Annotated in this window: 10 protein-coding genes; 6 read left to right on the top strand and 4 right to left on the bottom strand. The window is 29.9% G+C overall.

Translation table 11 applies throughout. The features are described from left to right. Positions 1 to 402 precede the first annotated feature (402 nt). On the bottom strand, positions 403 to 885 hold the full coding sequence (locus Q1X91_RS11365) for a hypothetical protein (RefSeq protein WP_300757414.1): 483 nt from the start codon (positions 883 to 885) through the stop codon (positions 403 to 405). 174 nt (positions 886 to 1,059) lie between these two features. Between Q1X91_RS11365 and Q1X91_RS11360 the strand changes: the two genes are divergently transcribed. The 6 genes from Q1X91_RS11360 (at position 1,060) to Q1X91_RS11335 (ending at position 9,665) form a co-directional block, all read left to right on the top strand. Continuing rightward, positions 1,060 to 3,315 (top strand): aconitate hydratase, encoded by a 2,256-nt coding sequence (locus Q1X91_RS11360; RefSeq protein ID WP_300757411.1) that lies wholly within the window; start codon positions 1,060 to 1,062, stop codon positions 3,313 to 3,315. Positions 3,316 to 3,451: 136 nt separating this feature from the next. Next, positions 3,452 to 4,507 carry an ankyrin repeat domain-containing protein gene (locus Q1X91_RS11355; protein ID WP_300757409.1) on the top strand — a complete coding sequence of 352 codons (1,056 nt, stop codon included), beginning with the start codon at positions 3,452 to 3,454 and terminating at the stop codon, positions 4,505 to 4,507. A 266-nt stretch (positions 4,508 to 4,773) separates the two neighbouring features. Further along, the gene (locus tag Q1X91_RS11350; protein WP_300757406.1) at positions 4,774 to 5,853 is read left to right on the top strand and encodes an ankyrin repeat domain-containing protein; all 1,080 of its coding nucleotides are present in this window, start codon (positions 4,774 to 4,776) and stop codon (positions 5,851 to 5,853) included. A 190-nt stretch (positions 5,854 to 6,043) separates the two neighbouring features. Further along, complete coding sequence (locus Q1X91_RS11345) at positions 6,044 to 6,898, top strand: Rpn family recombination-promoting nuclease/putative transposase (RefSeq protein WP_300757403.1); 855 nt, start codon at positions 6,044 to 6,046, stop codon at positions 6,896 to 6,898. A 97-nt stretch (positions 6,899 to 6,995) separates the two neighbouring features. After that, positions 6,996 to 8,255, top strand: coding sequence for an NADP-dependent isocitrate dehydrogenase (gene icd, locus Q1X91_RS11340; RefSeq protein ID WP_300757400.1), 1,260 nt, complete (start codon positions 6,996 to 6,998; stop codon positions 8,253 to 8,255). 66 nt (positions 8,256 to 8,321) lie between these two features. Beyond that, positions 8,322 to 9,665: a citrate/2-methylcitrate synthase gene (locus Q1X91_RS11335; RefSeq protein ID WP_300757392.1), complete on the top strand. Its 1,344-nt coding sequence runs from the start codon at positions 8,322 to 8,324 to the stop codon at positions 9,663 to 9,665. Positions 9,666 to 10,125: 460 nt separating this feature from the next. Here Q1X91_RS11335 and serB read toward each other — a convergent pair whose 3' ends face one another. From serB to Q1X91_RS11320, 3 genes are all read right to left on the bottom strand, one after another. Next, positions 10,126 to 10,746: a phosphoserine phosphatase SerB gene (serB, locus tag Q1X91_RS11330; protein ID WP_300757389.1), complete on the bottom strand. Its 621-nt coding sequence runs from the start codon at positions 10,744 to 10,746 to the stop codon at positions 10,126 to 10,128. Positions 10,747 to 10,766: 20 nt separating this feature from the next. Further along, positions 10,767 to 12,371, bottom strand: a complete 1,605-nt coding sequence (serA, locus tag Q1X91_RS11325) for a phosphoglycerate dehydrogenase (RefSeq protein ID WP_300757386.1) — start codon at positions 12,369 to 12,371, stop codon at positions 10,767 to 10,769. Between the two features lie 506 nt (positions 12,372 to 12,877). Beyond that, complete coding sequence (locus Q1X91_RS11320; RefSeq protein WP_366945517.1) at positions 12,878 to 14,023, bottom strand: alanine--glyoxylate aminotransferase family protein; 1,146 nt, start codon at positions 14,021 to 14,023, stop codon at positions 12,878 to 12,880. Positions 14,024 to 14,030 lie beyond the last annotated feature (7 nt).

The raw sequence follows: 14,030 nt of genomic DNA, 5'->3' as shown, positions 1-14,030 counted from the left end.
AATCATAAACGTATACATTCTGCTTTAAATTATTATACACCTGTGTTATACTTCAAGAAATTAAGGAATACTTAATGCAATATGTCTGGCTCCTGTGCATTTTAATAGTTTATTGTTTTATGATAAATTATATAATATTAATTATCATGCAAATCGTATGTTTACATGTTGTATAATTTATCATTTTAATATATAAATATGCAGTCTTTTTGCTTCTCGCCGCAGGCGTACTTCGTATGGGTCACCAAAAGAAGTGGGGGTGTGGGGGCTAGTCCCCGCAATTATAAATAAAAATAGTTTTGAAACAAGTCTAGTTTTTGAGACAAATATTATAAATTAAAAAAAGAGGCAGTATTGACTGCCCCTTTTTTAACCTCGTATATTATATTTTATGGAATTATATTATCTGTAATAGTAATATCTCATTCTATATGTATTTAATTGCTGTAATTGTTCATCTGTTAGAACATCAAGCATAGAAACATCTTTTTCTACTCTAAGATAATCTATTTCTTTTTCTAGCTCTTTTTTTTGATTAATTAAATCTTTTATTATATTTAAGTCTATATCTATTTTTTCTCTTTCAATTCTAAATTTATAGTCTATATTTCTTTTTTGGTATTCTAAATCATTAATTTTTAGTTCATATTCATAATTAATAGAGCTAATTTGATTAAGCTGTTCATCTGACAAATATATACCAGCATTTCTGCACATTCTATATATATCACCTTTAGGTCCTCCTGCCCTAGGTCTTGGAGCAGCTTCTCTTCCTCTTGGAGGAACATCATAACCTGCTGCTGGAGGAGGAGGCGGTACTTGAGCAAAAACCATAGATGACATTAAAGTTATTATAAGTGTTGTTAATAATATTTTTGTTTTCATTGATTAATCTCCTACTTTTCAATTTATTATTTGATTGTTTCTATTTGCTTTATTAGACGAACAGTATAAATAAAAGTTCCTAAAAAAATAAAAAAATTATAATGCTATTGATAAAAAATGAATATTGTTATATAGTAATACTCTATAGCAATATTATTATAAAAGGTATTAATCATGGAAATTTACGATATTGAAATGATAAGAAATTTTTATTCAAACTATTCTAACAAAGTTAATAATGTAAAACAAAAGTTAAACAGAGCATTAACATTATCAGAAAAAATACTATACGCTCACCTATACGATGAAAAAAGTATAAAAGATTTTAAAAGGGGAGAAGATTACGCAGATTTCAGACCAGACAGAGTGGCAATGCAGGACGCTACAGCTCAAATGGCACTTCTTCAGTTTATGAATGCTGGAAAAACATCTTCTGCCGTACCTGCTACAATACACTGCGATCACTTAATAGAAGCATGCAAAGGTGCTGAAGAAGATTTGAAAAATGCACTTAATATAAATAAAGAAGTTTATAATTTTTTAGAAAGCGTTGCAAAAAAATACGGACTTGGTTTTTGGGAAGCAGGTTCTGGTATAATACATCAAATAGTGTTAGAAAATTACGCTTTTCCTGCAGGTATGATGATAGGTACAGACTCTCATACTCCTAATGCTGGAGGACTTGGAATGCTCGCTATAGGCGTGGGAGGAGCTGATGCTGTAGATGTTATGACTGGTATGGAATGGGAATTAAAAATACCTAATATAATAGGAGTAAAATTAACAGGTTCTCTAAACGGCTGGGCTAGTGCTAAAGATGTTATATTAAAATTGGCAGGAATTTTGACAGTAAAAGGAGGCACTAATTCTATAATAGAATATTTCGGAGAAGGTGCTTCTACCCTATCAGCTGCTGGAAAGGCCTCTATATGCAATATGGGTGCTGAAGTGGGAGCTACTACTTCAATATTTCCTTATGATAATAATATAAAAGAATATTTGATTGCTACAGGACGCGAAGATGCGGCAAAACTTGCAGAAGAAAATATTGACAACTTAAAAGCTGATAAAGAAGTATATGATAATCCAGAAAAATATTATGATAAAATAATAGAGATTAATTTATCCGAATTAGAACCGTACTTAAACGGACCATTTACTCCAGATGCTGCTTGTACTATAAGCGAGTTCGCCAAAAAAGTAGAAGAAAATAAATACCCTACTGATATGGAAGTTGGTTTAATAGGTTCTTGTACCAATTCTTCTTATCATGATTTAAGTAAAGCTGCCTCAATAGCACGTCAGGTTATAGATAAAAAATTAAAAGTAAAATCAAAAATAATTATTAATCCCGGTTCTGAAGCGTCTTATAATGCAGCATTAAGAGACGGAATAATAGATGACTTTAAAAAAATTGGTGCTGTTATAATGACTAATGCCTGCGGACCTTGTATAGGACAATGGAACAGACAGGAGAAAGACAATACAAGAGCAAACTCTATAGTAACATCTTTTAATAGAAACTTTGCAAAACGTGCAGACGGCAATCCTAATACTCATGCATTCGTTGCTTCTCCAGAAACTGTAATGGCTTTGAGTATAGCAGGAGATTTGAGATTTAATCCTCTCAAAGATACTCTTACAAATGAAGAAGGAAAAGAAGTTAAACTCGATGCTCCTATAGGAATAGCTTTACCAAAAAACGGATTAAACACAGAAAATAAAAAAAGACAGAATAATCCAGACCCTAAAATTGAAATTGTAATAGATAAAGATTCTAAACGCTTACAATTATTAAAGCCTTTCGATAAATTCAATATTAAAGACTTTAACAATATGCCTCTCTTAATAAAAGTTAAAGGTAAATGCACTACAGATCATATATCAATGGCTGGACCTTGGCTTAAATTTAGAGGACATTTAGAAAATATATCAGACAACATGCTTATGGGAGCTGTCAATTTCTTTAATGATAAAACAAACTCTGTATTCAATCAATTAAATAACAATTATGAAGAAGTTTCAAAAACAGCGAAAGAATACAAACAAAAAAATATATCATCTGTAGTAGTGGCAGAAGAAAATTACGGAGAAGGCTCAAGCAGAGAGCATGCTGCAATGGAGCCTAGATTTTTGAATGTCAAGGCTGTACTTGCTAAAAATTTTGCTAGAATACATGAAACAAACTTGAAAAAACAAGGTATGCTTGCTATAACTTTTAAAGATAAAGATGATTATAATAAAATACAGGAAAAAGACAAAATAACTATATTAGGACTTGATAATTTTAAGCCTAAACAAAACTTAACTGTTAAACTTATTCATGAAGACGGAAGCGAATATACATTTGAGGTTATGCATACATATAATGAAGCACAGATTGAATGGTTTAAAAACGGCGGTGCTTTGAACACTTTAATGAAAAATTAAGTTATAAAGTTAATTAAATATACGGCATATCTTAAATGTCAGTTTATAAAACATAGTAAGTTATTTATAGATTATAAAATTGACAAAGCAAAAATATTTTACTATAATTAGTAATATAAAAATTGGGAATCGTTTTATGAAAAAAATAATTATAACAGCTTTAATATTAATCAGTATAATAAGCTGCAGTTCTGGTAAAAGTGAAAAAACAAATAATTCAGAATCAAATAATAATAATGAAATCTATCAGGGATATGCTTCTAATAATATGTGGAATACATATAAAACTACAATGTTAGAAGAGGAAGAAAAATTATTTAATGAAATTGATTCTATAAAAGATAAAAAATCTTTCGATGAATGGCAGTCAAAAAATCCGAGTAAATCTTCTTTAGTATTTGCTATTGATAAATTTCCTACAGAAGAAAAGGCTATTGAATTAATATCTTATGGTGCTGATGTAAATATGAAAGATGATAATAGGACTCCTTTAAAATTAGCTTCAGAAAAGGGATATTTGAAACTTGTAAAAGAACTTATCAAGCAAGGTGCTGATGTTAATTTTAGAGAAGAATATCAAGCAAATATAGACGCTTTATATTCTGCTGTAGAGTCTGAAAAAAATTATCATTTTGAAGTAGTAAAGGAATTATTAAATGCAGGAGCAGGCACTGATATTATTTATGGTACTAAAGAAGAAAATGAAGATAATATATTATATCCTGCTATAAAAAGATGCGGTTTAGAAAAGGTTAAACTTCTTACTGAACATGGAGCAGATATAAATTATTCAAATTTTGAGTATGGTCCTGTAATTGCTTATGCTGTTTCACAAGAATGCATTGATATAGTAAAATATTTAGTTTCTCAAGGTGTTGACCCTGCTATGACATATACCAATGGTTATTCATATTCAGGTAAAAGTTATTCATTACTTAATGCTGCAGTAGGGAATAAAAATACAGAAATAGCAGAATATTTAATAGAACAAGGTGCTGATATTAATACTCAAACTGATAGTGTTTCTGGTTTACCTTTAATATTCGTTGCTCTTAGAGCTGAAAATATTGAACTTCTTAAACTTTTGATAGAGAAAGGTGCAGATACTTCTGTTGTTGATAAAGACGGAAAAACAATTTTTGATTTAGCTAAAGAACAAGGCTATGATGAGATTGCAGCTTTAGAAAAATAATATAAGCGAGCCTACTGAATTATATAGCAATAAATAATAAAGTGAGAAAAAGCCGCCTCGATAAGTCATTATCGAGGGTCTCATATGCTTTTTCGAGCATAGCAGCAATAAATAAAAAATCGAGCGTCTATCAGCTAAAAGCTGATAGAGATTTTAAAGCTAGATTTTTTATATATAATAATAAGTTTATCGAAATTAGTATTTTATTTACTTTTATATTTAGTTATGATATTATAATAAAAAATAGTGATTAAGGGGGTAATTAAATGAAAAAAATAATTATAACAGCTTTAATATTAATTAGTATAATAAGCTGTAATTCTAAAAAAACTGATAATACAGAAGTAACTGCAAATACTAATGCCGTTAATACCAATAATACAGAAATATCTAATAATGATGAATATGCTGAAGATAATAATACTGGAGAAATTAATACTGATACTGAAGTACCAGAATGGGATTTGGAGGCTTTTAATGAGCTTAAAAATGTAAAAGATGCAGAATCTTTAAAAAGCTGGGAAGAGAAAAATGGAGAAAGAAGTTTAATAATGGCAGTAAAATACGGGGATAAAAAAATGGTTACTCAATTACTTTCTTACGGTGCTAATGTTGATCAGACTTATGTTGATAATGAGAGTCCATTAAAAACAGCTTCTGCAAAGGGAGATTTAGAACTTGTAAAAGAGTTTATGAAAAGAGGGGCAAATGTTAATTTTAGAGGAGAAGGAAATATTGATGCTTTACATTCAGCAGTAATGTCTACAAATGAAAATAGTTTAAAAATAATGAAAGAATTATTAGATGCAGGTGCTAAAGTAGATGTTGAGTACGGCTGGGAAGAACCTTTTCCTATATTATTTGAAACAATTGGAGTTGGAGAATCAAAATGTGATTTAGAAAAATTTAAAATGCTTGCTGAATATGGAGCTGATATAAATTATGTTGATAATTATGGCTATCCTTTAATTCGTTATGCTGTTCAGTCTGGCTGTTTGGATATAGTAAAATATTTAGTTTCAAAAGGCATTGACCCTGCTATGAAATATGAACTTGAAGAATACTATCCAAATGTAAATATTTCATTATTGTCTGGAACTCTTTATAATAGTGATACAGAAATGGCAAAGTATTTAATAGAGCAAGGTGCCGATGTAAATACTCCTACACCTTCAGAAGATGGTTATCCTTTACTGCTTCAGGCTATAGACAATGGAAAAACCGAGCTTGTTAAACTTTTAATAGAGAAAGGAGCAGACACTACAGTTGTAAATAAGGAAAAGAAGACTGTATTTGATATAGCTAGAGAAAAAGGTTATGATGATATATTAGCTTTAGAAAAATAATAAAAATTAAAAAATCGAGCAGCTTATAACTGACGAAGGAAGTTATAAGCTCTTTATAAGCGAGATTTTTTAATATATAAATAAGAAAAAGCCGCCTCGATAAGTCATTATCGAGGGTCTCATAGGCTTTTTCGAGCATAACAACAATAAAAGGCTTTAGAGAAATAATAAATTATAATATAATAAAATTATGAGCGAAACAAAAAATATTAATGTATTAAATGATTATTTTGTGAGATATCTATTCTCATCTAAAGACAGTAATCTTATATTACTTGATTTTATTAATTCAACAATGCTTGATTCTGGTATGAAAACTTTTAGAAGCGTAGAAATTCTTACTCCATTTAATTATAAGGAGAACTATGAAGATAAAGAAACCATTGCAGATGTTAAATGCATTACTCAAAATGGAACTGTTGTTATTATAGAAATACAATTACAAGGCAATTCAAGATTTCCAGAACGCATACTATATTATTGGGCTTCTAATTACAGTAAATTATTAAAACATGGTGAAAAATATGATGCTCTTACTCCAGTAATAAGTATTAATTTACTTGATTTCAATTTAGATGACTCTGATAATATACATTCCTGCTATATGATTTATGATACCAATAATAAAAGACTTCTTACAGATCATTTGCAGATACATATAATAGAATTAAAAAAGTTTAAATATAATTTACTCAAGCCTGATTTGAATTGCTGGCTTAAATTTTTTACTATGAAAGATAATAAGGAGGCAATTATGTCTGAATTAGTTAAAGAAAAACCCATAATGGAAGAAGTACAAAAAAGATATAACAACTTCATAAAAGATAGGTTAATGATGAACGAATACGATAAAAGACAGGCATATCTATACGGAAATCAAATAATGCTTGAAGAAGAACGAAGATTAGGAAAAGAAGAAGGTATTAAAGAAGGCATTAAAGAAAACCAAATAACAACAGCAAGGAATATGAAAAATGATAAAATAGATTTCAATACTATTTCAAAATATACAGGATTAAGTGTAGAAGAAATAGAAAAATTGTGAAATTTTTATTAATAAATATAAATACTTAGTTGTTATCATCTAATAAAACAAAGTTTATTGATAACAGCAAATTAATTAAAAGTAATAGGATTTTTATATGAGCAAATTAGAAATGAAAAACGGTAAATTAATAGTACCAAATCAAGTAACAATACCTTTTATAGAAGGAGACGGAGTAGGAGCAGAAATCACACCTGTTTCGCAAATGATAGTAAATGAAGCCGTAAAAAAAGCATATAACGGAGAAAAATCTATAGAATGGAAAGAAGTACTTGCTGGAGATAAGGCACAAAAAGAATTGGGAACTCCTCTTCCTGATGACACTATAAATATTTTTAAAGAATATCTTATAGGTATAAAAGGACCTTTAACTACTCCTGTTGGAGAAGGTATGCGTTCTTTAAATGTAACACTTCGTCAGACTTTAGATTTATATGTATGTTTAAGACCTGTAAGATGGTTTAAAGGCACTTCTTCTCCTATAAAAAAGCCTAATAAAGTTAATATGGCGGTCTTTAGAGAAAATACAGAAGATATATATGCAGGTATAGAATGGAAAACAGGCACAGAAGAAGCTAAGAAATTTTATAACTTCCTAAAAAATGAAATGGGAGTAACAAAGGTAAGATTTCCAGAAACTTCATCTTTCGGAGTAAAACCTGTATCAGAAGAAGGTTCAAAAAGACTTATACGCTCTGCCATAGAATACGCCATTGAAAACAAACTTCCTTCTGTAACTTTAGTACATAAAGGAAATATAATGAAATTTACTGAAGGCGGATTCAAAAAATACGGATACGAACTTGCAAGAAAAGAATTTGCTAATGAAACTTTCACTATGGAAGAATATGCTGAGATAAAAAAAGAATTTGGAGAAGATAAAGCAAAAGCTAAATTAAAAGAAGCCAAAGAAAACGGAAAAATTATAATAAAAGATAATATTACTGATGCTTTTTTACAAAACACATTATTAAAATCTGAGGATTTTTCTGTAATAGCTACGTTAAACTTAAACGGCGATTATATATCTGATCAATTAGCAGCAATGGTTGGAGGAATTGGTATAGCACCGGGCGGAAATATCAATTATAAAACAGGACATGCTATTTTTGAAGCAACTCATGGCACTGCTCCTGATATAGCTGGAAAAAATAAAGCCAATCCTTGTTCATTGATACTTTCTTCTGTTATGGCATTAGAGTATATTAATATGAATAAGGCTTCTGAGTTAATAATAAATGCATTAGAAAGATCTTTTGAAAGCGGATATGCTACTGAAGATTTAGCTAGCTTTATGAATAACGGAGTATCGCTTGGTACTAAAGAGTTTGGAGAAAAAATAGTTTCTCTATTATAATTTATTTTTTATTAAGAACAAACATTATATTTTATAAACTAAAAATTAATAATAAAGGAGTTTATTATGAAAAAAGAATACCTACTATACAAACTATACGACCATTCAAGCAAACGTATAAAAATTGATAGCGAACTTTTTCAAAAATATAATGTAAAAAAGGGGCTTAGAAATGAAGACGGAACAGGTGTGCTTGTAGGACTTACAAATGTAGGTGATGTTGTAGGATATGAGAAAGATGAAAATGGAAATGTATATCCTATAGACGGCAAACTATATTACAGGGGATATAGTATAAATGATATAGCTGAAGACATATTAAAAAATAAACGTTTCGGTTATGAAGAGGTTTGTTATCTGCTTCTTTCTGGAAAACTTCCAGATGAGGAAAGACTACAATCTTTTAGAGAACTCATAGCTGAAAATATGTATTTGTATAAAAAAACTATTATGAATATAATAGATTTGGAAGGTCAGAATATTATGAATATATTATCAAGAAGTGTTCTTGAAATGTATATTCATGATCCTAATCCAGAAGATTTATCATTAGATAATTTAATGCTTCAGTCTATACAATTAATAGCAAGATTTCCAGCAGTTATTGCCTATGCCTACAATATGTATAAATACAGTGTCAACCAAAAATATTTGAATATTACGCTTCCTAAACCTAAATACTCTATGGCCGAAAACTTTTTATATATGCTTAAACAGGAGTTCACACCTTTAGAAGCCAGAATGCTTGATTTATTATTAATTCTTCATGCAGATCATGGCGGCGGTAACAACTCTACATTTACAGTACGTGTTACAAGCTCATCAAGAACTGATACCTATTCAAGCATATCCGCAGGAATAGGCTCTCTCAAAGGAGATTTGCATGGAGGAGCTAATGCTAAAGTTATGGATATGTTTATTCATTTGAAAGAGGCTATAGATAATTGGGAAGATATAAATGAAATAGATGATTATCTTACAAAAATGCTTAATAAAGAAGCATACGATAAAAGCGGTCTTATATACGGTATGGGACATGCTGTTTATACTTTATCAGACCCTAGGGCTGTTATATTAAAAGATTTAGCACGTCAGCTTGCTAAAGAAAAGAAAAAAGAATGCGAACTTCAATTTTTGGAATTAATAGAAGAAAGAGCAGTTGAATGCTTTATAAAAGTAAAAGGCGATAAAAAGAGAGTTTGTGCCAATGTAGACCTTTATTCTGGTTTTATATACGATATGCTAGGCATACCTAAAGAGATTTACACCCCATTATTTGCTATGTCAAGAATAGTAGGCTGGTGTGCTCATAGAATAGAAGAGCTTAATTTTGATGACAGAAGAATAATAAGACCTGCATATAAAAATGTTATAGAGCCTCAAGAGTTTATTACTATGGACAAAAGATAATTACTAAAATATATCTAACAAAAAATTTATAATAAAAAATTAAAAGGAGTTTTATTTTAATAGAGCTCCTTTTTATTATAAAAATCAAAATAGACTTGTTGAAAAAGTACTTGACAAATAATTTTAATAGTTTATTGTTTTATGCTAAATTACATAATATTAATTATTATATAATTTATATGTTTTACATGTTGTATAATTTATCTTTTTAATATATAAATATGCAGTCCTTTTGCTTCTTTGGGTCACCAAAAGAAGTGGGGTTTTGCGTAAGCACGCAGAGCGGTGGGCAAAGCACCAACTATAATTTAAAAATATTAAATTAAAAATTTATAAATATTAATAAATTTAGTTTTGAAACAAGTCTATTATATAAACAATAAAAAATAATAAAAAAGAGACCTAAAATATTTAAGCCTCTTTTATCAATAAACTTTTTGTATAAACAATTAATTTTTAATTAAATATTATCTAATATAAGTCTTAAATCTTTTTTATCTATTATGATATTAGCCTCTTTTTTAAGAACTTCTTTAGCACAGAAAGCTGCCCTATTTTTAGCATACTTAAACATACTCAAATCATTAGCCCCATCTCCCACTACTAAAGTATCATCATAAGATACATTAAGAAGTTTTTGAAGAGTAAAAAGCATGTTTCCTTTGCTGTCAGAAAACATCATCTCTCCTCCTACTTTCCCTGTAAGCACATTATCTTTTACATGGAAAATATTTGCAAACTCAGCATCTAAATTAAGTTTTTGAGCAAATAAAACAGTAGCATTTTTAAAACCTCCAGAAAAGCATACACATTTATATCCTTTTTTATGAAGTTCATCAATAGTTTCTTTAGCCCCGTTCATTATAGGAAGAGAACTGCAAATTTCATTAACAGTTTCTAATTTTATCCCCTTAAGCAAAGATACTCTCATTTGAAGACTTTCAAAAAAATCAATCTCGCCTCTCATTCCTTTTGCTGTAATTTCAGATATCTCTTTTGCAAAATTTGTTTCTCTTGCAATAATATCTAAGGTTTCCCCGTCCATTAAAGTAGAATCAAAATCAAAAACTGCTAATTTCATTTTTATTTATCCTTATAATTTTATAAAGTATACTCTGCTGTAAGTCTTACATATTTAGGCTCATGAACGCCTTCTATATTAGAAATTTTTGTTATAACATCATTTCCTATACTTCTATCAACGTTTATAGCCATTATAGACATATTGCTTCCTTTGATATTTTCTGATACACTCATTGAACCAATATTAATACCATCAGCTGAAAGCACAGCTGCAACTTTAGCTACCATAGCAGGCTGGTTTATATGAGGAACAACCAATATATGAGGCTGAGGCTTAATTATAACATCATAATCATTTAATTTAACTATTCTAGCAATGTTTTTGGCTATTAATGACACTGATACGCTTGTTACATCTTTATCAGTAATTAATTTTACTTTAAGTATTCCAGTGAATGTAGAAGGAGCTTCTGATTTAACAGTTTTTACTTCGATTCCTCTTTGCTTAGCAAGATAAGGAGCATTAACATAATTAACATCTTGGAACATATAAGATAATGCACCTTTTAGTATGGCTACTTCAAGAGGCTGAATATCTAAATTAATTAAATCTCCTTGAGCAGTTATTTCTAATGATTTTATTTTACCATTAGCAAGCTGCATTATCATTTCCCCTGCATTCTCTGCTATTTTCATATAGTCTTTAACAGGTTCTAATTTCTCTGGATTAAGAGAAGGTATATTAACTGCTGATTCTGTATATCCTCCAGAAAGTACTTGTTTTATCTGTTTGGCAACGTCCAAAGCCACATTTATTTGTGCCTCTTTTGTACTTGCTCCAAGATGAGGAGTAAGTATTAAATTATTATTTTTATACTGTGTTAATGGGCATGTTTCTATTTTAGGTTCATTTACAAAAACATCTACCGCTGCTGCTGCTATAGTTCCGTTTTCCAATGCATTTTTTAAATCTTCTTCATTAACAAGTCCGCCTCTTGAACAGTTAATAATTATAGCGGTATTTTTCATTTTACTAATATTGTCTTTATTTATGATATTATTAGTTTCTGGAGTTTTAGGTATATGAAGTGATAAATAATCAAGTTTTGGTAAAAAATCATCTAAAGAAGTTTCATAAATAGCTCCAGTCTTTTGTACAATCTCTTCAGTAGCAAATGGATCATAAACTAGTACTTTCATTCCAATAGCCAAAGCAATATGAACAACCTTTCTTCCAATTCTTCCAAAACCCATAACACCTAAAGTTTTACCGAAAAGCTCATTACCTGTAAACTTATCTCTTTCCCATTTAGCTTCTTTAGTTGATACGGCCGCTGGTACTATATTTCTTGATACTGCAAGCATTAAAGCTATAGTATGTTCTGATGCTGCAATAGTATTTCCATCTGGAGAGTTTACTACTATTATACCCTTCTCTGTAGCAGCTTCTACATCTATATTATCCACCCCTACTCCAGCACGTCCTATAATCTTTAAATTTTTTCCAGCTTCTATAATTCTTTTTGTTACTTTAGTCTGACTTCTTACCATTAAAGCATCATACTCCCCTATAATGCTTACAAGTTCATCTTCACTCATTGTAGGAAGAAACACAGCCTCAGAAACATCAGCTATTATATCCTTTACACATTCATTTACTTTATCAGTTATCAAAACCTTCATATATTATCTCCTATTGTTGTTATGCTCAAAAAAGCCTATAAGCTCCTCGATAATAAATTATCGAGGCGGCTTTTTCTCGCTGTTGTTGTTATGCTCAAAAAAGCCTATAAGCTCCTCAATAATAAATTATCAATACAGCTTTTTCTTATTGTTGTTATGCTCGAAAAAGCCTATAATTATCTGCCAAACAAGTTTGTCAGATGGCTTCGGCTCGCTTTATCATTGTTATGCTTGAAAAAGCCTATAAACTCCTCGATAATAAATTATCAATACAGCTTTTTCTTATTGTTGTTATGCTCGCCTTCGCCTATAATTATCTGCCAAACAAGTTTGTCAGATGGCTTCGGCTCGCTTTGTTGTTGTTACGCTCGAAAAAAACCATAAGCTCCTCAATAATAAATTATCAATACAGTCTTTCTAGCTTTTTATTATTACTAAAAAATAAAATATTCTAATATAATTATTCCTAACTATATTAGAATATATAAAACAATCCAAAATATTTATTATTTATTTAGTTCTTCTATCAATTTTTTAACTCCGCTTCCTAATTCAAACTTATAACCAAGTTTAAGCAAACTAGCCTCCAAAGAACCAACTGCCATTATCAAATCGCGTTCGCATACATATCCCAAAGTACCTATTCTGAATATTTTATTTTCCAAAGCACCCTGTCCGTTTGCTACTATAATATCATAATCATCTTTTAGAGTTTTTCTTATATCTGGAACGCTTATTCCTTCTGGAGGAAGTATTGAAGTTATAGCATAGCTTGCATTACTGTCATCTTCAACAAGAAGTTTTAATCCTATAGCTTTTACAGCAGCTCTTAAAGCAAGAGAAAACTTTTTATGTCTTTTATTAACATTTTCAATACCCTCTTCTTTTATCATTTTCAAAGCTGTATGAAGAGAAGCTATCAAATTAACAGCAGGTGTAAAAGGCGTAGTATCCTTAGCTAAAGATTTTTTATGCTCAGTCCAATTAAAATAAAAACTAGGATATTTGCATTTCTCATGCATTTTAAAAGCATCTTCGCTAGCTGTTAAAAAAGAAAGACCAGGGGCAATCATAAATCCTTTTTGAGAACCTGATATAGCTACATCAATATTCCATTCATCAGTTTTAAACTCCATAGCACATAAACTTGTTATGCCGTCAACAACAGATACAGCTCCATGTTTTTTTATTATAGAACATAAAGTTTTGACATCATTAGCAGCACCAGTTGAAGTTTCGCTATGAGTAAGCGTTACTATTTTTATATCTTTATCCTTATTTAAAGCCTCTTCAAGCATTTCAGGTTTTATTACTTTACCTGCCTCAACTTCGATCTTTGTTACAACAGCTCCTCTGCTTGCAGCAATCTTAGCCCATCTGCTTCCAAAATTACCAATAGACAGACATAATACTTTATCGCCTTCATTAATAAGGTTTTCCAAAGCAGCACACATTGCACCTGTTCCGCTTGCTGTAAATAAAAATACATCATTCTTTGTCTGAAACACATATTTTAAATCTTCATAAACTTCTTTGAGTATATTTGAAAATTCTTTACTTCTATGTGCCATAGGGTGTTTTCCCATTTCTACTAATGCTGATTCAGGTACTGGTGTAGGACCTGGTATCATCAAAAAAGTCTTATCTTGCATTAATTCT

It is taken from the genome of uncultured Brachyspira sp. (assembly GCF_949287625.1).
Taxonomy (GTDB): domain Bacteria; phylum Spirochaetota; class Brachyspiria; order Brachyspirales; family Brachyspiraceae; genus Brachyspira.
Note: the sequence above shows the minus strand (reverse complement) of the source record. Positions and strands in the feature narration are given on the sequence as shown.